Source organism: Allosalinactinospora lopnorensis (assembly GCF_000981225.1).
Classification (GTDB): Bacteria; Actinomycetota; Actinomycetes; order Streptosporangiales; family Streptosporangiaceae; genus Allosalinactinospora; species Allosalinactinospora lopnorensis.
Window position 1 is genome coordinate 1 of the sequence record NZ_LAJC01000073.1, and the last position, 18,822, is coordinate 18,822.

Consider the following 18,822-nt stretch of genomic DNA (forward strand, 5'->3'; position numbering starts at 1 on the left):
CCGCGCGCCGCGCGGGGGGCCGCGGAGCTGACCGTGGCGGAGATCGCGCGCGCGGCGGAAAAGCTGCGCGCCGGGCACGACCTCGTCCTCGTCGAGGGGGCGGGCGGGCTGCTGGTGCGGCTGAACAGCGAGGGCGCCACGCTCGCCGACGTGGCCTCGGCGCTGGCCGCCCCCGTTCTTTTGGTCTGCCGGGCCGGTCTGGGCACCCTCAACGACACCGCGCTGAGCGGTGAGGCGCTGAAAACGCGCGGGCTGACGTGCGAGGGGGTGCTGATCGGTAGCTGGCCGTCGCCCCCCGGCCTCGCCGAACGCTGTAACCTGGCCGAACTCGCCGACATCGCGGGCGCCCCGCTGCTGGGCGCCTTCCCGGAGGGGATGGCCCGGCTCGCTCCGGCAGAGTTCGCCGCCGCGGCCCGCGCCTGCCTCCACCGCCGATCTTGAGCATTTCGTTCCTTCACGGCGCCGGGAAGGAACGGTTTTATCAATGCCGACGACAGTTCGCGATGGCCCGGATGGAGACGGTCTCGCGCTCGCCCATGGCCAGCAGGTGCCGGAGTTGCCCGGCCATGACCTCCGGGCCGCCGACGCGACGGCGCAGGGCCGCCTCTTGGTGACACGCTGCCCGGCGGATGCTCTGGCTGTCACCGTCTCCGGAACACCTGCCGGGCACAGGGACTGAGCATGGCGCTGTCTCCAGTCCCGACGCGAGGTAGGGCCGAACCTGTCCGCTGCGGCGCGCTCAGCTCACTTTCCGAAGTGGCTCGAACTGGACGTTCAGCCGCATGTCCAGCGCCGCGGCCACGCGTTCCAGCACTGGGAATGTCGGCGTCGTCCCGCCCGCCTCAAGGCGGGCCACGGCGGGCTGCTTAAGGCCGGTGCGCTGCGCGAGCTCCTCCTGGGTGATCCCCAGTTCCGCCCGGCGGTTCCGCACCGTCTCTCCCAGCTCGAAGCGGATCCGCGCGGCCTCGTAAGCCGTACCCGCACCCGGTCGCCCCATGATCTCGGCGCGTTTATCAGCCAGCTCTTTCGTTCCGGCATCCGCTCACCCCTCCTCGGCGGTGTGCTTCTCGGCTATACACCGTTGCATGGCACGCCAGGCGCGCTCAATCTCGGCCGGTTCTCGCATCCGCTGTTTGCGGAACACGGTGAGAAGAATGATCCGCCTCTCCGCCGCGATCCAGTAGGTGATGCGTACCTGTCGCCGGTCGAGGTGGAAGCGTAACTCTCGCAACTTGCCACGAAGCTGCCTTGTATAAGGCTCGCCGAGTAGTACACCACGCTCGGCCAGCAGGTCAACGTAGAACGCCGCCGTCTCCTGGCTCGCTTGGTCGAGCGTGTCGAACCACTGGTCCACCTCGGGTTCGAGTTCCACTTTCCCCGCATCATAACGTTGATGTTATTAATTTGGGAGTGTGTCCGCTGACGTTTCGAGAAACCGTCACCGTGCTGTTTTTGTCGCCTCGCTGCGGTCCAGGCGGCAAAAACAGCACGGCGGACGCGCCCCCGCCTGTCGCGGCTTAGCGGCGCGGCGGGGGGACCGGGCTGCGCAGGGTGAAGGCGCGCGGGCCGGGGCCGTGCCGCCGCAGGTGGTCCAGCCGCTCGCGGGCCTCGCTGATGGAGGCCGGCTCGCCGTCCGCGACCCACCACAGTGCGCGTTCCGCACGCACCCGCAGGCCGGTGCGGCGCTGCCAAGCAGTGATCTCGGTGTGGCTTGCGTGCACGAATTCCAGTAGGGCCGGCACCGAACTCCACAGCGACGCGTGGGCGGCGTACCGGTGGTCTTCGGCGTCCCCCGTGCCGATCGGTCCAATATGGCCCGGGTGCGCCGCGGCGCGCCTCCGCAAAGCGGTCAGCAGCTCCGCGACCCGCCGCTCCGATCCCTCGGGGACGGCGATGGCCTGGACCTGTGCGAGGACCGGGGCAGGAGCGCGCGCCCCGGGAAGGGCGCGGTGCTGCAGGGCGGGCTCGTGCGACGGGAGCATGGGAGTCGGCGACATGGGGACCTCTTCCGCTGGTTCGTGTCCATTCACCTCTGGTCGCGGACCAATTTCCATGCCAATATGACTCCAACTGCGGGTGGATGGTAGGTCCAATGATGCGCGAAGTGGATTCTTCTCGAAGTGCCGGCGAGCTGGCCGCGCTGCTCGGCGACTGGCCCTCCGGCGACGGTCCGCTGTACCGGAAGCTCACCCAGGCGCTGCGCCGCGCCGTCGACGGCGGGATGCTGGCCGTGGGGGAGCGGCTGCCGTCCGAACGGGCGCTGGCCGCGGCACTCGCCATCAGCCGCACGACCGTGATCGCCGCCTACGGCGAGCTGCGCACCGAGGGACTGCTCGACAGCCGGCAGGGCAGCGGGACGCGGGTGAGCCCGGGGCTGGCGCCGGCACGTCCTGACGGGTGGGTGCCGGGCGGCCGGGGCGCCCCGATGTACCAGCGCCTGCTCGACGGCTCCGGTGACCTCATCTCGCTCTCCTCCGTGCGCAGCGAGGGACTGCCGGAGGTGGCCGAGGCCGTCCGCGAGGTGGCCGCCGAGGACCTGCCCGCCCTGATGGCCGAGGCCGGCTACCACCCGCGCGGCCTGCCGGCGCTGCGTGCGGCCGTCGCCGAGCACTACACCGGCAAAGGGCTGGCCACCCACCCCGGCCAGATCGTCGTGACCACCGGCGCGCACCAGGCGATCGCGCTGGTGGCGGCCCTGTACCTGCGCAAGGGGGCCCCGGTGGTCGTCGAGTCCCCCGGTTTCACCGGGTGCCTGGACCTGCTGCGCGCCGAAGGGGTGGAGTTCCTGAGCGTCCCGATGGACGAGCACGGCATCGACGCCGTGCGGGCGCGCGAGGTGCTGCGCGAGGGCTCCCCCCACCTGATGTACCTCATGCCCAGCTACCACAACCCGACCGGGGTCCTGATGTCGTCCGCGCGGCGCCGGGAGATCGGGGAGCTCGCCGCGCGCAACGGGGTGCCGGTCCTGGAGGACGGCGCCTACACCGGGCTGCGCGCCCCCGAGGAGCCGCCGCCGGTCGCCGCCTTCGCCCCGCGCGAGGCGGAGGTGGTCACGGTGGGTTCCCTGTGCAAGGTCGGCTGGGCGGGACTGCGCGTCGGGTGGCTGCGGGCCCCGGCCGAGATCGCCGAGCGGCTCAGCCGGCGCAAGCTCCTGGCCGATCTGGGCACCCCACTGCTGGACCAGGCGGTCGCCGTACGGCTGCTCCCGCAGTTGGACAGGCTGGCCCGGGCGCGGTCCGAACTGCTCGCCGGACGGCTGGCGTTCCTGGAGGAGCGGCTGCGCACGGCACTGCCGTCCTGGGAGTGGCGCGGCCCCGATGGCGGCTCGGCGCTGTGGGTGCGGATGCCCGGCATCGAATCCCATGTGTTCGCCCAGGTAGCGCTGCGCCACGGGGTGGAGCTCATCCCGGGGTCCGTGATGACCCCCGATGGCGGCGGGTTCAGCGACCACTTCCGGCTGCCGTTCGGGCACGACGAGGAGACCCTGGAGGAACTGGTGGCCCGGCTGGCGCGCGCCTGGAAGGATCTCTCCCGCCACGGCCCCTGCGAGGAGACGCCGGCGCGCCTCGTGGTGTGAGGGAGCGCCGGGCACGGCCCGCGCCCGTCCCCGCACTTCGCGAAGCGGAGGAAGAAGACGATCCCCGCTTCCGCGAGGCGGGGGCCGTTGTTGTTAGATGGACGACACATTCGTACCGGGCGAGGAGACGGCCCACAGGCGGCGGTCTCCCGCCGCGCACCGAGGGAGGCGCGAGAATGCCGCAGCGGACACAGCCACCCGTGCTCTGGGAGCCCGGCGAGCAGCGGCGCGAACACGCGAACATCACGGCCTTCACGCGATGGGTGCGTGAGAACCGCGATGTGCGGGCGGACGACTACGACTCACTGTGGCGCTGGTCGGTGACCGACCTCGACGGGTTCTGGTCGGCGGTCTGGGAGTACTTCGGTGTCCGCGCCGAGACCCCCTACGAGCGGGTGCTCGCCAAGCGGACCATGCCCGGTGCCGAGTGGTTCCCCGGGGCGCGGCTCAACTTCGCGCGGCACGTCCTCGAAGGGCGCGACGACGACACCGTGGCCATCCGGCACGCGTCGGAGCTGCGCGTCATGGGCGAGTGGACCTGGGGCGAGCTCAAGCGCCGGACGGCGGCCATCGCCGCCGGGCTGCGCCAGCTCGGGGTGGGCCCCGGCGACCGCGTCGTCGCCTACCTGCCCAACATCGCCGAGTCCGTCGCCGCGTTCTACGCCTGCGCGTCCATCGGGGCGGTGTGGTCCTCGTGCTCACCGGACTTCGGGGTGCGTAGCGTCGTCGACCGCTTCTCCCAGATCGAGCCGAAGGTGCTGCTCGCCGTGGACGGCTACCGCTACGGCGGCAGGGACTTCGACCGCCTCGACGTGATAGCGGCCCTGCGCGAGCAGCTCCCCACGCTCGAACACACCGTCGTGCTCTCCTACCTCCGCGACCGGGCGGTGGACGGCGCGCTCTCCTGGGAAGAGTTCGAAGAGGCCAGCGACGGCGCCCCGCTGCGCTTCGAGTCGCTGCCCTTCGACCACCCCCTCTGGGTGCTCTACTCCTCCGGCACGACGGGACTGCCCAAGGCGATCGTGCACGGGCACGGCGGCATGCTGCTGGAGCAGCTGAAGAACCTGAACCTGCACCTGGACGCCCGCAGCGGCGACCGGGTGTTCTGGTACACCACCACCGGCTGGATGATGTGGAACTTCCTGGTCAGCGTACTGCTGACCGAGGCATCCATCGTCCTGTACGACGGCAGCCCCGGATACCCCGATCTCGGGGCGCTGTGGGACCTGGCCGAGCGGGCCGGGATCACCATCTTCGGGACCAGCGCGAGCTACATCGCCGGCTGCATGAAGGAGGACGTCCACCCCACCGATGGGCGCGACCTCTCCGCCCTGCACGCCATCGGCTCCACCGGGTCGCCTCTGAGCCCCGAAGGGTTCGACTGGTGCTACCGCGAACTCGGCGACGGCCTCTGGCTTTTCTCCACCAGCGGCGGCACCGACGTCTGCAGCTGCCTCGTCGGCGGCGCCCCCACCCTGCCGGTCTACGAGGGCGAGATCCAGGCGCGCTCGCTCGGCATGGCCGTCGCCTCCTGGGATCCCGACGGCAAGGAGCTCATCGGGGAGGTCGGCGAACTGGTGGTGACCGAACCGGCCCCCTCCATGCCCGTCTACTTCTGGGGCGACCCCGACGGCGAGCGGCTGCGCGACAGCTATTTCTCGATGTACCCGGGCGTCTGGCGGCACGGCGACTGGATCGAGATCACCGATCGTGGCACCGCCGTCATCTACGGCCGCTCCGACTCCACCATCAACCGCGGCGGTATCCGCATCGGCACCAGCGAGATCTACCGGTCCGTGCTCGCGCTGGACGAGGTCGTCGACGCGCTTGTCGTGGACGTGCCACAGCCCGGGGGCGGTTCCCGCATCGAGTTGTTCGTCGTGGTGCGCGAAGGGGAGACGCTCAGCGACGACCTGGTCAAGCGGCTGGCCCGGGGGATCCGCGAGGACTGCTCGCCGCGGCACGTCCCCGATGCGGTGCACGCCGTCGCCGAGGTGCCGCGCACCCTCTCGGGCAAGGTGCTGGAGGTGCCGGTCAAGCGGATCCTCGCCGGAGAGCCGCCCGAGCGTGTCGCCAGCCGCGACTCGCTGGCCAACCCGGCCGCCCTGGACTACTTCAGCCGGCTGGCTGAACAGGAGGGACGCCGCTCCTCCTGACGGAACACCCCCCGGTTCGGGGAGCGGCGGAGACGAAGCGGTGCAACACGCCCTAGCCTGGGGCACGTGTCCCACCAGGTACCCGACAGTACGGCGGCACAGACGGCGACCGCGCCCCACGAGCGCATCGCCGGCGTGGACGTCGCCCGCGCGCTCGCCGTCTTCGGCATGTTCACCGTCCATCTCGGGGTGGGCTCCATCGGCCTGGTCGGTGGTGATCCCGCCGAGGCCTTCCACACGCTCACCCGCGGCAACTCCTCGGCGCTCTTCGCCTTCCTCGCCGGAGTGTCGCTCGCGCTGATGACCGGACGCGGCGTTCCGCTCTCCGGGACGCCGCTGAGCCGGGCCGCCGGGCGCATCCTGGTCCGGGCGGTCGCGCTCGCCCTGCTCGGTGGGGCGCTCGATCTGCTCGACGCTCCTGTGGCGGTGATCCTCACCTATTACGGCGGCTACTTCGTCCTCGCCCTTCCGCTGCTGCGGTTGCGTGCCCGGGCGCTGATGGTGACGGCCGCGATCATCGGGGTCGTGGGCCCGCAGGCCTCCTTCGTCGGCCGCTCCCTCTTCATCGAGGGCACCACGGTCAGGGAGGGGTCCATCAGCGGGATCGCCGACTTCCTGGCCACCGGCTACTACCCCGCGTGCACGTTCATGGCCTTCGTGGTCGCCGGGATGGCCGTGGGGCGTCTCGACCTGCGTTCGCCGCGGGTCCGCGGGTGGCTGGCCGGCGCGGGGGCCGTGCTCTCCGCGCTCGGCTACGCCGGATCCTGGGTGCTGCTGTACCCGCTGGGCGGCCTCGACCGGCTGATGGGGGTCGAACTGCGGGGCGTCGGCGGCGAGGACCCCTCGACGATGGATCCTTCGCTGCGCGACCCCATGCGCCGCTGGATGGCCGAGAGGCTCCACGACCTGCACGGCGAGGTTCCGACGGACAGCGCATGGTGGCTGCTGGTGGCCACTCCGCACAGCGGGACCTCGTTCGAGATCGCCGGGGCGATCGGAACGTCCCTCCTGGTGCTCACCGGCTGCATGGCACTGGCCGACATCGCCGGAGCCGTGCTCAGGCCGCTGGCGGCGGCCGGGGCCATGGCGCTCACCATCTACGCCGGCCACATCGTGGTGATCGCCTGGCTGGGTGCCTCGGCCCAGGACTTCGCTCCGTTCCGGCTGGAGGCGTTCGTCGCGGGCTCGCTGGTCTTCGCGATGGTCTGGCAGGCGGTGTTCGGTCGCGGCCCTCTGGAGCGTGTACTGGGGTGGTTGGCCGACGGCGCGGTCAAGCTCGCCGGACTACCCGACGAGGAGGACCGGGACCCGCCGGGGCCGGGCTCCGAGCGGCGGGTGGGCTAGACATCCGATCTGCCTAAGGCGTAACGCCGCTGCCTGAAGGCCGGGTTCGAGCACTCCGGGGAAATCGGTGTCTTCACCGAAGAGCACCCGGCGCTGTAGGCCGTGGAACAGGCGGGCGAGGAAGACGCTGAGAATCCGGTTGACGAGGAACCGCGGCCGCGACGGCCCACCCCGCGAGCTGTTCCCAGGAAGGGGGAGGGAGGGCGGTCGGGTCAGCCTGTGACGGCGGCGCCGAGCTTGTCGCGGATCTCCGCGCCGTCGATGAAGCTCTCGACCACCACGATGGGAACGCCCATGTCCCCCAGTTCCGCGGCCAGCTCACTGGAGGTCAATACGACATCGGCGGTCATGGCCGCCCCCCGGGCGGTGCCGATGTCGGCGATCTCCACATCGGCGTCCAGTCCGAGCTCCTGGATCGCCCGCTCGGTGTTGGTCTTGAGGAGCACGCTGGTCCCGATGCCCATGCCGCACACGGCGAGAATCCTCATGTCGCGTCCTCCTCGTACTCGCTGATCAGAGTGTGCACCCGTTCCGCGTCGTCCGCCGATCTCAGTTTCTCAAGCCGCCCCGGAGTCGCGAGCATCCGGGCGAGCCGGGACAGCGCCGCGGAGTGCCCGTCGTGGTCGGTGGCGGCCAGGCCGACGATCAGGTGCACGGGGTCGTTCCGGGAGTGCCCGAACGTCACTGGTGCGGCCAGGCCCGCCCATGACAAGCCGGTACACAGCACAGCGGGAGAGGGGCGGGCGTGCGCCAAGGCCAGCCCGGGCGCGATGACGATGTAGGGGCCGTACTCCTCCACGGCGTCCTGCATCTGCTCGATGTAGGCAGCGGTGCTGACCCCGGTGGCGACCAGCAGCTCACCGGCGGCCCGGATCGCCCCTCGCCAATCCGCCACCTGGAACCCGGTCGCGATCGCCTCGATCGGGAGCAGCTGACGCAGCGATGCTTCTCCCATGAGCCCTCCTGCCACACCACGGCGCCCTTTGCGAGGGACCGCGCCGGGTGCGCGGCACCTGCGGGGGCCACGGTCCAACGTTATGCGGTGACCGTCTGAATGTAACGTACGCCACTCTCCGGCGTCGTGTCCGGTTTTCTTCCCGCCTGTAACCGCTGACTCGCCACCTGTAGCCGCCGCCTCGGACGCGGCGGTGCCGCGATGATCGCGACTCTCCCAGCTCCGATTCCGGCCCGCCCGGGTCCCCGTCCGCCTTTACACGACGAGCCCGTTCAGCAGGCCCACCGAACTCCTCTGCGGCGGTTTCGGCTCAGCGGCTCCGCCGGGCTATGTGGGACGCGGTGCGGTCGCGGTGCTCCAGCGCGTCGCTGGTCGTGCGGGACTGGGCGCGCATGAGGCGGCGGGCGTCGTCGGCCGCTGCCCGCGCGGTCTCGGGGCTGGCGGTCCGGCGCTCCCGCGGGCCCCCCTCGTCATCGGGCACACCGAGACCACCGGGGAGTCCCGCACGGCCGAGGATCCGCAGCTGCGCCGTCTCCTGGGACACCGACGGCCTGATGTCGCCGGTGGGCGTCTTCCAGTTCCGCATCCGGTGCTCCAGCCACTCGACGCCCTGGTAGCCCTCACCTCGTGGCCAGGGCTGGCCATCGGGGCGGTGGCTCAGGGCGTGCAGCAGGTCGGCGACCGACCACCCGGCGGCGAAGAACCGCGCGGCCTCGTCGCGCAGGTCGCCGAACTCCACACCCCGGAGCGAGGTGTCGCGGCGGCGGATGAGCTCGCAGGCCCGATGCACGTCGCTGCGGGTGTGCACGGGCAGGCTGAGGGGGTCGGGCTCCGGGACGTGCAGCAGCTCCTCCTCGACCGTGACGACGACGTCACCGCCGCGGTTCTCCCAGATACCCACCCGGTCGCGGGGCCACCCCTGGGACTCGATCAGCGCCGTGGCCAGCCTGCGCAGGTCGATCCCGCCGTCGTCACAGGAGATCCGGAACTCCGCCATGGGGCCCTCCCCGATTCCGCCTCGCCGATGCTCCACCCCAGCTTACGGCGGGGCACCACCATCGCCGGGCGGCGCGGCCGGGCGCGCGGCGCCCGGCATGGCCGGACAGACCCGCCCACACGCGCGTTAAGGTGGCCATTCGGCGATGCAGACCGACCCGACGGAGGATGGGCCCGATGCCCGATACCGCAACGCCGCCCGGCCCGGCGGCGTCCAACGCGTCGCTCCGGGCGTACCTGCACGGGCTTCCGGGGGTGGACGAGGTCGGCGTGCGCGAGCGCGCGGCGGACCTCGCGACACGCTCGGTCAAGACCGCGGCGAAGGGCCGGGCGATCGACCTCGCGATCCGGATGGTCGACCTGACCACGCTCGAAGGCGCCGACAGCCCCGGCAAGGTGCGTGCGATGTCGGCCAAGGCGGCGCACCCCGACCCGGCCGATCCGACGGCGCCGCCGGTCGCGGCGGTCTGCGTCTACTCCGACATGGTCGCGGTGGCCGTGGAGGCCCTGAAGGGCACCGGGGTGCGCGTGGCCTCGGTCGCCACCGCGTTCCCCTCCGGGCGCGCCCCCATGGAGGCGAAGCTCGCCGATACCCGCCGCGCGGTCGCCGACGGCGCCACCGAGATCGACATGGTCATCGACCGAGGCGCCTTCCTCGCCGGCGACTACCGGAAGGTGTTCGAGGAGATCACCGCTGTCAAGGAGGCCTGCGCGACGGCGCATTTGAAGGTGATCCTGGAGACCGGCGAGCTGGCCACCTGCGACAACGTGCGCCGCGCCTCCTGGCTGGCGATCCACGCGGGTGCCGATTTCATCAAGACCTCGACGGGCAAGGTGGCCCCGGCGGCCACCCCGCAGGCCACGCTGATCATGCTGGAAGCGGTCCGCGACCACTACGCGGCGACGGGGCGCCGTGTCGGCGTCAAACCCGCCGGGGGCATCCGCACCACCAAGGACGCCATCAGGAAACTCGTCCTGGTCAACGAGGTCGCCGGGCCGGCGTGGCTGGACCCGGACCTCTTCCGACTGGGCGCCTCCAGCCTGCTCAACGACCTGCTGATGCAGCGCACCAAGCTGGCCACCGGCAGCTACCCGGGCCCCGACTACTACACGCTGGACTGAAGAGAGTGCCTGAACAGATCTTCGAGTACGCGCCGGCGCCGGAGTCGCGCGCCGTCGTCTCCCTGCGCTCGTGCTACGAGCCCTATATCGACGGGGAGTTCGCGCCGGCGAAGAGCGGCGAGTACCTGACCACGGTCAACCCGGCCGACGAGGAGCCGCTCGCCGAGGTCGCGGTCTCCGGTGAGGCCGATGTCGACCGCGCGGTGGCGGCCGCGCGGCGCGCTTTCGACACGGTCTGGTCGGCGATGCCCGGTGCCGAGCGCGGCAAGTACCTCTTCCGGATCGCCCGGATCCTGCAGGAGCGCTCCCGGGAACTGGCCGTGCTGGAGACGCTGGACAACGGCAAACCCGTCAAGGAGACCCGCGACAGCGACCTGCCGCTGGCCGCTGCGCATTTCTTCTACCACGCGGGCTGGGCCGACAAGCTCCCGTACGCCGGGCTCGGCCCCGAGCCGCGCCCGCTGGGGGTGGCCGCTCAGGTCATCCCGTGGAACTTCCCGCTGCTGATGCTGGCCTGGAAGATCGCTCCGGCGCTGGCGACCGGCAACACGGTGGTTCTGAAACCGGCCGAGACCACTCCTTTGTCCGCGATGCTCTTCGCGGAGATCTGCCAGGAGGCGGAACTGCCGCGCGGGGTCGTCAACATCGTCCCCGGGGCCGGGGAGACCGGGCGCGCCCTGGTGGGCCACCCGGGCGCCGACAAGGTGGCCTTCACCGGCTCCACCGAGGTCGGCCGGGAGATCGCCCGCGCCGTGGCCGGTACCGGCAAGCGCCTCACCCTGGAACTCGGCGGGAAGGGCGCCAACATCGTCTACGATGACGCCGCCCTGGACCAGGCGGTGGAGGGCATCGTCACGGGCATCTTCTTCAACCAGGGGCACGTGTGCTGCGCCGGTTCGCGGCTGCTGGTGCAGGAGTCCATCGCCGAGGAGCTGCTGCCCCGGCTGAAGGCGCGGATAGAGCGGCTGCGGCTGGGCGACCCGCTGGACAAGAACACCGACATCGGCGCGATCAACTCCGCCGCCCAGCTCGGCCGGATCCGCGATCTGGCGGGCACCGGTACCGAGGAGGGGGCCACGGCCTGGTCCCCGGCGTGCGAGCTGCCCGAGCGCGGCTACTGGTTCCCGCCGACGGTGTTCACCGGGGTGAGCCAGGCGCACCGCATCGCGCGCGAGGAGATCTTCGGTCCGGTCCTGTCGGTGCTGACCTTCCGCACCCCCGACGAGGCCGTGACCAAGGCCAACAACACCCCCTACGGCCTGTCGGCGGGGGTGTGGACCGAGAAGGGCTCCCGGATGCTGTGGACCGCCGAGCGGCTGCGGGCCGGTGTGGTGTGGTCCAACACGTTCAACAAGCTCGACCCGGCCAGCCCTTTCGGCGGGTACAAGGAGTCCGGCTACGGCCGGGAAGGCGGACGGCACGGACTGGAGGCCTATCTTGGCTGAGTCGGGCAAGCGGGCGAAGGGCGCGCGCGGCTCCGCCGCGGAGCGTTCCGAGGACGCGGCCGGGCGGCTGGCGGTGCGCAAGACCTACAAGCTCTATCTCGGCGGGGCGTTCCCGCGTTCGGAATCCGGCAGGTCCTATCCCGTGACCTCAGCGAAGGGCGATCATCTCGCCAATGCGGCGGCCGCTTCCCGCAAGGACGCACGCGACGCGGTGGTGGCCGCTCGCGCGGCGTTCGGTGGGTGGTCCTCCCGGACCGGCTACAACCGGGGCCAGATCCTCTACCGGGTCGCGGAGATGATGGAGGGGCGCCGCGCGCAGTTCACCGCGGAGATCGCGGCGGCCGACGGCATTAGCCGGACCCGGGCCGAGTCGATGGTGTCGGCCGCCATCGACCGCTGGGTCTACTACGCCGGCTGGACCGACAAGTTCATCCAGGTCATCGGGGCTACCAACCCGGTCTCCGGGCCCTATTTCAATTCGAGCTCGCCCGAGCCCACGGGGGTCGTGGCGGTCATCGCCCCGCCCGAGGCCCCACTGCTGGGCCTGGTGTCGGTGCTCGCCCCGGTGATCGCGACCGGGAACACCGCGGTCGTCGTGGCGAGTGAGCGTGCCCCGCTCCCCGCGGTCACCCTCGCCGAGGTCCTGGCCACCTCCGACCTTCCCGGCGGTGTGGTCAACATCCTCACCGGGCGGCTGCACGAGCTCGCCCCCCACCTGGCCGCGCACGCCGATGTCAACGCCCTCGACCTCACCGGGGCGGGCGAGCTCGCGGCCGGGCTGGAGGAGGACGCGGCGCAGACCCTGAAACGGGTGCTGCGTCCCAGCGGGGACATCGACTGGGCGGCCGACCCGGGCATCTCCTGGATGACCCCGTTCCTGGAAGTGAAGACGGTCTGGCACCCGATCGGCGTGTAGGGCGTCAGCGGTGGGTACGTGGCCTCGCGGGAGATGCCCGGTACTCCTTCCCGCCGCGTGAGCGGGTACCGACCGTCGCCGGTCGTGGCGGCCGTCGGCCGCGCCCTGCAGGAAAGGCGGCAGCGCAGATGAGGCAGCACGGAGCCGCCGGGAGGACGGTGGCCGCGGCGGCCGGGGTGGAGCTGGTCCGGCTCGACGAGGAGGCGCCCGGTGTCCCGGCCCTGCGCGAGGCCGTCGTGCGGCACCGGCTTCTTCCCGGGCAGCAGCGCTTCGCGGGCCGGGCCGCCCACACGCTGCCCAGGGCCGACGCCGACCCCAACCGCACACCGTTCGCGGTGGTGCTCCGCGGCCAGGCCGTGGGCTTCGGTGTCATCGACCGGACGGCGGGAGTCGGCGAGTTCACCGACACCCCGCAGTACGCGGTCCTGCTCCGCTCCTTCTACATCGACCTCGAATGGCAGGGGCACGGCGTCGGACGGGCGGTCTGCGCCGCACTCGGCCCGTTCGTGCGCGCCGTCGCCCCCGGGACCGGCGAAATCCTGCTCACGGTGAACGAGGCCAACACCGCCGCCATCCGCGCCTACCTCGCGGGAGGCTTCCGCGACACCGGCCGCCGCTACCTTGGAGGTGACGCCGGTCCGCAGCTCGTCCTGCGCCGGGCGGTCGACTGAAGCGGGGGCGGGGCCGGGTTACGGTTGGATCCGTACCGGCTGAGCGCGGTTCGGCGGTGCCCCGATGGACACGGGGACACGGCCACTTCGCGGGCCGGTCGGCTCCCGCCGGATGCCGAGGATCACGAGGAGAGGCGCCAGTGACCACCGAAGCCCTGCAGACCGCCCAGCGGGCGGCCGACGAACTGCGTTCCCACACCGGAGTGGACTCCTACAAGGCCGCTTTCGTCATGGGGTCGGGATGGGCGCCGGGCGCCGACGCGCTCGGGGAAGAGGGCACGGAGGTCCCGATGAGCGCGCTTCCCGGGTTCCGGCCGCCCGCCGTCACCGGGCACCCGGGCAGGATCCGCTCCGTACGCAGCGGGGACCGCGACATGCTCGTCCTCCTCGGCCGCACCCACCTCTACGAGGGCCACGGCCCTGCGGCCGTCGTCCACGGGGTGCGCACCGCCATTGCCGCCGGGGCGTCCACGGTCGTCCTCACCAACGCGGCCGGATCGCTGGACCGCGAGCTCACGGTCGGCAGCCCGGTACTCATCGCCGACCACATCAACCTCACTGGGGCCTCCCCTCTGGACGGCGCCAATTTCGTCGATTTGAGCGAGACCTACAGCGCCTCGCTGCGCGCGGTCGCCCGCGAGGCGAACGCGGAACTCCGCGAGGGCGTCTACGCCGCCATGCGGGGCCCGCAGTTCGAGACCCCGGCCGAGATCCGGATGCTCCGGGCCATGGGCGCCGATCTCGTGGGCATGTCCACGGCACTGGAAGCCGTCGCCGCGCGGGAGCAGGGCGCGTCAGTGCTGGGAATATCACTGGTCACCAATGTCGCCGCGGGGTTGTCCGACCACCCGCTCGACCACCACGAGGTCCTGGAGACCGGTCGCGACGCCGCCGCCGACGCCGGAGGGCTGCTCGCGGCCATCGCGGCGAAAGTATGACCTCGCGCAGGGCCAGACAGAGACCGGCACCGTTGCGAAGGGGAGCTCTATGGGTGAGAGTTATCGCGAACAGGCGTGGGCGTGGCTGGAACAGGACCCTGATCCAAAGACCAGAGAGGAGCTGAGCGGCCTCTTGGAGGCCGGCGCCGACGCCGCCCTGGCCGACCGGTTCGGCGCCCGGTTGGAGTTCGGCACGGCCGGACTGCGCGGCGCCTTGGGGGCCGGGCCGAACCGGATGAACCGGGTGACCGTCATGCGGGCCGCCGCCGGGGTGGCGCGCTGGCTGGGGCCCGGAGGAACCGTGGTCATCGGCTTCGACGCCCGGCACCGTTCCGCGGACTTCGCCCGCGATACCGCCGCGGTGCTCTCGGGCGCCGGGTGCACAGCCCTGATGCTGCCGCGCCCGCTGCCGACCCCGGTGCTCGCGCACGCCGTCCGCGCGCGGGGCGCCGACGCCGGCATCATGGTGACGGCCAGCCACAACCCGCCCGAGGACAACGGGTACAAGGTCGTGGTCGGCGGGTCGGGGCCGGATGCCGGCAGCCAGATCGTGCCGCCGGTGGACTCCGAGATCTCCGCGGCGATCGACGCCATCGGGCCGGTGACCGGGCTGGAGCTCGGCGAGGACTGGACCGTGCTCGGCGAGGACGTGGTCGAGGACTACCTCGACGCCATCACCCGGCTCCCGCTGGGAGTCGACCGCGACATCCACATCACCTACACGCCCATGCACGGCGTCGGCGCGCAGACGCTGCGTACGGCGTTCTCCTGGGCTGGCTTCCCCGCTCCCCGGCTGGTGCTCGAACAGGCCGCCCCCGATCCCAGCTTCCCGACGGTGTCCTTTCCCAACCCCGAGGAGCCGGGCGCGATGGACCTCGCGCTGGCGACCAGCCGCCGGCACGGCAGCGAGCTGATCCTGGCCAACGACCCCGACGCCGACCGGCTCGCGGTGGCCCTGCCCGGGCACGGGCTGCTGACCGGCGACGAGGTCGGAGGGCTGCTCGCGGAGTACGTCCTGCGCAACACCTCCGGTGCGGACCGCGTGGTGGCGACGACGATCGTGTCCGCGAGTCTGCTGCCCAAGATCGCCGCCGACTACGGGGTCGGCTGCGCCGAGACGTTGACGGGGTTCAAATGGCTGGCGCGCGCGGGCGGCCCCGGTCGGCGCAACGTCTTCTGCTACGAGGAGGCGCTCGGCTACTGCCTTGGCGGTGACGCCGGGCGGCCGGTCGCCGACAAGGACGGCATCAGCGCGGCGCTGGTCGTGACCGCCATGGCTGCGGAGGCCAAGCGCGAGGGGCGCACCCTGCTCGACCTTCTCGACGACCAGGCGCGGCGCTACGGGCTGCACCTCACCACGCAGCGCGCACTCCGCGTCGACGACGTGGCCCTGCTGAGACGGGCGATGCGCCGGCTGCGCGCCGAGCCGCCCGACCACCTGGGGGAGTGGTCCATCGAGCAGACCGAGGACTTCCTGGAGGGCGGAGACGGCCTTCCGGGGACCGACGCGGTGCGCTACCGCCTCGCCGGCCCGACCGAGGGCCGGGTCACGCTGCGGCCATCGGGGACGGAGCCGAAGCTCAAGGCCTACATCGAGGTCGTGCTGCCGGTGCATCCCGACACCGCCGACCTGGCGCCCCTGCGCGCCCGCGCCGGCGAGCACCTCGCGGCGCTGAAGGAGGCCGTGGCCGGGCTCTTCCCGAAGGCATAAGGAAAGCCCGCGGGAAGTACCCGGCGGATCGCTCACTCCTTGGGCGGTTCGACCACCGGCCGGTGTACGACCTCGTCGATCACGGTGAGTGTCTGGGTCGCGGTCACCCCGGGCAGGGACTGCAACCGGGTCAGGATCAGGTCGCGCAGCTGGTGGGTGTCGGCCACCCGGACGAGCAGGACGATGTCGGCCGAGCCCACCACGTACCAGCAGTACTCGATCTCGGGGTAGGAGGAGAGGATCTCCCGGTTGGCCCGCCAGTCGGGCTGGCTCCCGGAGATCATCACCAGGGCGGTGACCCCGAGCCCCATCTTGGAATGGTCGGTGACAACGGAGTAGCCGCGGATCACGCCGTCGTCGGTGAGCCGCTTGATGCGGTTGTAGGCCGTGGCACGGGAGACGTTGGCCATCGCGGCGATTTCGGTGATCCCGGTGCGGGCGTCCTCGGCCAGCGCGCTGATGATCGTCCGGTCGGTGGCGTCCGGCAGCCGACCGGCTCTCCGGTGTTCCCCATAGGCCATCGGCCTTCCCCCTACTTTTAGACGGTAGGTGACGAAGTACCAGCGAAGTGGTCTCGCCGTCTATTTCTTTCTCAATTATCGAGACGCGGTGTGTGTGCTGGTCGCCTGACTCGCACGCGATGTCGCCGGACGTGGGCGCGCGCTACGGACGGTAGTCGCCCCGGTCGGCGGCGCCGCGGTTGGCGCCGTGTGCGGTTTCCGCCGCCGTACGACCTAACGGATTAGACGAACACGGATATTTTTTGCTTGATCATGCGCTTGTGTTTCGATTTTTAGCCGATATCTAGCGTCAGTGTCGAGTCATTGCCGATAATCGTGTCGAGACGGCCATACCGGCCCGCACCGCGTTCAGGAGCCCGGACGTGCGGCCGGCCGGGGTGAAGGGAGTCGCCCGACATGCAGACCAATGAGGGACCGGCCGCGGGCGCCGGGCTCCCGGCGCTCGACGATCTCGCGCCCGACCTGTCGTGCGCCTTCTACCGCGACATGCTCACCGCCCGGCTGCTCGACACCGAGGCGATCGCGCTGCAGCGCCAGGGGGTCTTCCCCGCCTACGTCTCCCTGCGCGGCCAGGAGGCCGCCCAGGTCGGCAGCGCCGCCGCGCTCGACCGCGAGCGCGACTTCGTGTTCCCGACCTACCGCGAAATGGCCGTCGCCCTCACTCTCGGCGTGGACATGGTCGGCTACCTGGCGAGCCACCGCGCACTATGGCACGGCGGCCTGTACGACCCCATGGCCTCCCGCTTCGGCGCGGTCAACGCGGTCGTGGGCGGGCCCGTCCCGCATGCGGTCGGCTGGGCCATGGGGGAGCGGCTGGCCGGCCGCCGGGGATGCGCCATCAGCTACTTCGGCGACGGGGCCAGCTCCGAGGGGGACGTTCACGAGGCGATGAACCTCGCCGGAGTCTTCCATGTCCCTGTCGTGTTCTTCTGCCAGAACAACCAGTGGGCGCTCTCGGTGCCGAACGAGCGCCAGATCGCCGGCGGGTCGGTGGCCGCACGGGCCGCCGGGTACGGGATGCCCGGAACAGCGGTCGACGGCAACGACGCCGCCGCGGTCTACCGGGCCACCCGGGAAGCACTGGAACGGGCCCGGTCCGGAGGCGGGCCCACCCTGATCGAGGCGGTCACCTACCGGGTCGAGCCGCACTCCACCTCCGACGACACCACCCGCTACCGGAAGGCCGCCGAGGAGCGGGCCTGGCGCGAGCGCGACCCCATCACGCGGCTGCGCGCCGCCATGCGCGCGGCGGGGCACGCCGGCGACGGTTTCTTCGAGCGCGCCGAGCGCGAGGCGCGCGCCACCGCCGAACAGGTCCGCGACGGCGTGAGTGCCGCACCGGAACCGGCAGGGGAGGACCTGTTCGGCTACGTCTATCGGGAACCCACCGGTGAACTGGCGCGACAGCGCCGCGTCTGGCAGGAGGAGGTCCTACCGTGACCGGAGTGACCGTTGAGCAGGAGCGCGCCGCCGCTGTGCCCGCGGGGCCGGGCACCACCGAACTGTCGATGCGCGAGGCGGTCAACCGCGCGCTGCACACCGTACTGGGCGAGGATCCGACCACCCTGGTGTTCGGTGAGGACGTGGGCCGCCTGGGCGGCGTCTTCCGGGTCACCGACGGCCTGCAGCGCGCCTACGGGGAGGACCGCGTCTTCGACACCCCCATCGCCGAGTCCGGGATCATCGGCGTGGCGGTCGGCCTGGCGATGAACGGGTTCCGCCCGATCCCGGAACTGCAGTTCGACGGGTTCTGCTACCCCGCCGTCGACCAGATCGTGAGCCAGATGGCGCGGATGCACTACCGCACGCGCGGTACCGCCGCCATGCCGATCACCGTGCGGCTGCCCAGTTTCGGCGGCATCCAGGCGCCCGAACACCACGGCGAGAGCCTGGAAGCGCTCTTCGCGCACGTCCCCGGGCTCAAGGTGGCCGCGCCGTCGACCCCGGACGACGCCTACCACCTGCTGCTGCAATCGGTGCGCGCCGACGACCCGGTGGTCTACATGGAGCCCAAGGCCCGCTACTGGGAACGCGGCCCGGTCGCCCTGGAGGAGAACAGGGCGACCCCCATCGGATCGAGCCGGATCGCGCGTCACGGCCGGCACGCCACCCTCATCGCCTGGGGCGCGATGGTGCAGCGCTGCCTGCAGGTCGCCGAGCTGGCCGCGGAGGACGGGGTCGAGCTTGAGGTGCTGGACCTGCGCTGGCTCAAACCGATCGACGCCGACGGCCTGGTCTCCTCGGTCGCCCGCACCAGGCGCGCGGTCGTGGTGCACGAGGCCCCGCTCACAGCCGGCCTGGGAGCGGAGGTGTCGGCGCTCATCACCGAACGGGCCTTCCGCGACCTCGCGGCCCCGGTGCAGCGCGTGACCGGTTTCGACGTCTGCTACCCGGCGGGGCCCTCGAACCGCAGTACCTGCCCACGATCGACCGCATCCTGCTCGCGGTGCAACGGACGCTGGAGTTCTGA

At 71.7% G+C, this 18,822-nt stretch carries 19 protein-coding genes and 1 pseudogene; 12 read left to right on the forward strand and 8 right to left on the reverse strand.

Annotated elements, in window-relative coordinates; translation table 11 throughout:
* Positions 1-441, forward strand: a 441-nt coding sequence (bioD, locus tag VS93_RS21530) for an ATP-dependent dethiobiotin synthetase BioD (protein WP_046471707.1), incomplete at its 5' end; no start/stop codon positions are given.
* Positions 442-481: 40 nt separating this feature from the next.
* On the opposite strand, the gene VS93_RS33530 is transcribed toward bioD, so the two are convergent.
* The 4 genes from VS93_RS33530 to VS93_RS21550 all read right to left on the reverse strand — a co-directional run bounded on the left by VS93_RS33530 (position 482) and on the right by VS93_RS21550 (position 1,997).
* A complete protein-coding gene (locus tag VS93_RS33530) occupies positions 482-670 on the reverse strand; it encodes a Scr1 family TA system antitoxin-like transcriptional regulator (protein WP_394298841.1) in 189 nt (62 codons plus the stop codon).
* Positions 671-739: 69 nt separating this feature from the next.
* Positions 740-997: a helix-turn-helix domain-containing protein gene (locus VS93_RS21540; protein WP_046471709.1), complete on the reverse strand. Its 258-nt coding sequence runs from the start codon at positions 995-997 to the stop codon at positions 740-742.
* 45 nt (positions 998-1,042) lie between these two features.
* On the reverse strand, positions 1,043-1,372 hold the full coding sequence (locus tag VS93_RS21545) for a type II toxin-antitoxin system RelE/ParE family toxin (protein ID WP_046471710.1): 330 nt from the start codon (positions 1,370-1,372) through the stop codon (positions 1,043-1,045).
* Positions 1,373-1,517: 145 nt separating this feature from the next.
* A complete protein-coding gene (locus tag VS93_RS21550) occupies positions 1,518-1,997 on the reverse strand; it encodes a DUF3291 domain-containing protein (protein WP_046471711.1) in 480 nt (159 codons plus the stop codon).
* 98 nt (positions 1,998-2,095) lie between these two features.
* Between VS93_RS21550 and VS93_RS21555 the strand changes: the two genes are divergently transcribed.
* The 3 genes from VS93_RS21555 to VS93_RS21565 all read left to right on the forward strand — a co-directional run bounded on the left by VS93_RS21555 (position 2,096) and on the right by VS93_RS21565 (position 7,077).
* Positions 2,096-3,577, forward strand: a complete 1,482-nt coding sequence (locus VS93_RS21555; protein WP_173434347.1) for an aminotransferase class I/II-fold pyridoxal phosphate-dependent enzyme — start codon at positions 2,096-2,098, stop codon at positions 3,575-3,577.
* Between the two features lie 176 nt (positions 3,578-3,753).
* Entirely contained in the window at positions 3,754-5,733 is a 1,980-nt protein-coding gene (locus tag VS93_RS21560; protein WP_046471713.1) for an acetoacetate--CoA ligase, read from the forward strand.
* Between the two features lie 66 nt (positions 5,734-5,799).
* Complete coding sequence (locus VS93_RS21565) at positions 5,800-7,077, forward strand: heparan-alpha-glucosaminide N-acetyltransferase domain-containing protein (RefSeq protein ID WP_046471714.1); 1,278 nt, start codon at positions 5,800-5,802, stop codon at positions 7,075-7,077.
* Positions 7,078-7,289: 212 nt separating this feature from the next.
* On the opposite strand, the gene VS93_RS21570 is transcribed toward VS93_RS21565, so the two are convergent.
* The 3 genes from VS93_RS21570 to VS93_RS21580 form a co-directional block, all read right to left on the reverse strand.
* Entirely contained in the window at positions 7,290-7,565 is a 276-nt protein-coding gene (locus VS93_RS21570; protein WP_046471715.1) for a PTS sugar transporter subunit IIB, read from the reverse strand.
* Positions 7,562-8,032: a PTS sugar transporter subunit IIA gene (locus VS93_RS21575; RefSeq protein WP_046471716.1), complete on the reverse strand. Its 471-nt coding sequence runs from the start codon at positions 8,030-8,032 to the stop codon at positions 7,562-7,564. The genes VS93_RS21570 and VS93_RS21575 overlap by 4 nt, the downstream gene beginning before the upstream one ends.
* A 310-nt stretch (positions 8,033-8,342) precedes the next feature.
* Entirely contained in the window at positions 8,343-9,029 is a 687-nt protein-coding gene (locus VS93_RS21580) for a hypothetical protein (protein ID WP_046471717.1), read from the reverse strand.
* A gap of 176 nt (positions 9,030-9,205) precedes the next feature.
* Between VS93_RS21580 and deoC the strand changes: the two genes are divergently transcribed.
* From deoC to VS93_RS21610, 6 genes are all read left to right on the forward strand, one after another.
* Positions 9,206-10,150, forward strand: coding sequence for a deoxyribose-phosphate aldolase (gene deoC / locus VS93_RS21585; protein WP_046471718.1), 945 nt, complete (start codon positions 9,206-9,208; stop codon positions 10,148-10,150).
* 5 nt (positions 10,151-10,155) lie between these two features.
* A complete protein-coding gene (locus tag VS93_RS21590; protein ID WP_046471719.1) occupies positions 10,156-11,595 on the forward strand; it encodes an aldehyde dehydrogenase family protein in 1,440 nt (479 codons plus the stop codon).
* Positions 11,588-12,511, forward strand: a complete 924-nt coding sequence (locus VS93_RS21595) for an aldehyde dehydrogenase family protein (RefSeq protein ID WP_046471720.1) — start codon at positions 11,588-11,590, stop codon at positions 12,509-12,511. Before VS93_RS21590 ends, VS93_RS21595 begins: the two co-directional genes overlap by 8 nt.
* Positions 12,512-12,639: 128 nt before the next feature.
* Complete coding sequence (locus VS93_RS21600; protein WP_046471721.1) at positions 12,640-13,182, forward strand: GNAT family N-acetyltransferase; 543 nt, start codon at positions 12,640-12,642, stop codon at positions 13,180-13,182.
* A gap of 140 nt (positions 13,183-13,322) precedes the next feature.
* Complete coding sequence (locus tag VS93_RS21605) at positions 13,323-14,120, forward strand: purine-nucleoside phosphorylase (RefSeq protein ID WP_046471722.1); 798 nt, start codon at positions 13,323-13,325, stop codon at positions 14,118-14,120.
* Positions 14,121-14,169: 49 nt separating this feature from the next.
* Entirely contained in the window at positions 14,170-15,831 is a 1,662-nt protein-coding gene (locus tag VS93_RS21610; RefSeq protein WP_046471723.1) for a phospho-sugar mutase, read from the forward strand.
* Positions 15,832-15,863: 32 nt separating this feature from the next.
* On the opposite strand, the gene VS93_RS21615 is transcribed toward VS93_RS21610, so the two are convergent.
* Positions 15,864-16,352, reverse strand: coding sequence for an Lrp/AsnC family transcriptional regulator (locus VS93_RS21615; protein WP_046471724.1), 489 nt, complete (start codon positions 16,350-16,352; stop codon positions 15,864-15,866).
* Positions 16,353-16,748: 396 nt separating this feature from the next.
* On the opposite strand from VS93_RS21615, the gene VS93_RS21620 reads away from it, so the two are divergent.
* Together VS93_RS21620 and VS93_RS21625 are read left to right on the forward strand one after the other, a co-directional pair.
* Positions 16,749-17,792 (forward strand): thiamine pyrophosphate-dependent enzyme, encoded by a 1,044-nt coding sequence (locus tag VS93_RS21620; protein WP_046471725.1) that lies wholly within the window; start codon positions 16,749-16,751, stop codon positions 17,790-17,792.
* Positions 17,793-17,797: 5 nt separating this feature from the next.
* A pseudogene (locus VS93_RS21625) lies at positions 17,798-18,822 on the forward strand (alpha-ketoacid dehydrogenase subunit beta).

Coding starts and splice junctions, on each gene's coding strand:
- VS93_RS21600 (WP_046471721.1), top strand. CDS start 12,640: ATGAGGCAGCACGGAGCCGCCGGGAGGACGGTGGCCGCGGCGGCCGGG.
- deoC (WP_046471718.1), top strand. CDS start 9,206: ATGCCCGATACCGCAACGCCGCCCGGCCCGGCGGCGTCCAACGCGTCG.
- VS93_RS21580 (WP_046471717.1), bottom strand. CDS start 9,029: ATGGCGGAGTTCCGGATCTCCTGTGACGACGGCGGGATCGACCTGCGC.
- VS93_RS21555 (WP_173434347.1), top strand. CDS start 2,096: ATGCGCGAAGTGGATTCTTCTCGAAGTGCCGGCGAGCTGGCCGCGCTG.
- VS93_RS21575 (WP_046471716.1), bottom strand. CDS start 8,032: ATGGGAGAAGCATCGCTGCGTCAGCTGCTCCCGATCGAGGCGATCGCG.
- VS93_RS21560 (WP_046471713.1), top strand. CDS start 3,754: ATGCCGCAGCGGACACAGCCACCCGTGCTCTGGGAGCCCGGCGAGCAG.
- VS93_RS21570 (WP_046471715.1), bottom strand. CDS start 7,565: ATGAGGATTCTCGCCGTGTGCGGCATGGGCATCGGGACCAGCGTGCTC.
- VS93_RS21615 (WP_046471724.1), bottom strand. CDS start 16,352: ATGGCCTATGGGGAACACCGGAGAGCCGGTCGGCTGCCGGACGCCACC.
- VS93_RS21540 (WP_046471709.1), bottom strand. CDS start 997: ATGGGGCGACCGGGTGCGGGTACGGCTTACGAGGCCGCGCGGATCCGC.
- VS93_RS21610 (WP_046471723.1), top strand. CDS start 14,170: ATGGGTGAGAGTTATCGCGAACAGGCGTGGGCGTGGCTGGAACAGGAC.
- VS93_RS21550 (WP_046471711.1), bottom strand. CDS start 1,997: ATGTCGCCGACTCCCATGCTCCCGTCGCACGAGCCCGCCCTGCAGCAC.
- VS93_RS21620 (WP_046471725.1), top strand. CDS start 16,749: ATGCAGACCAATGAGGGACCGGCCGCGGGCGCCGGGCTCCCGGCGCTC.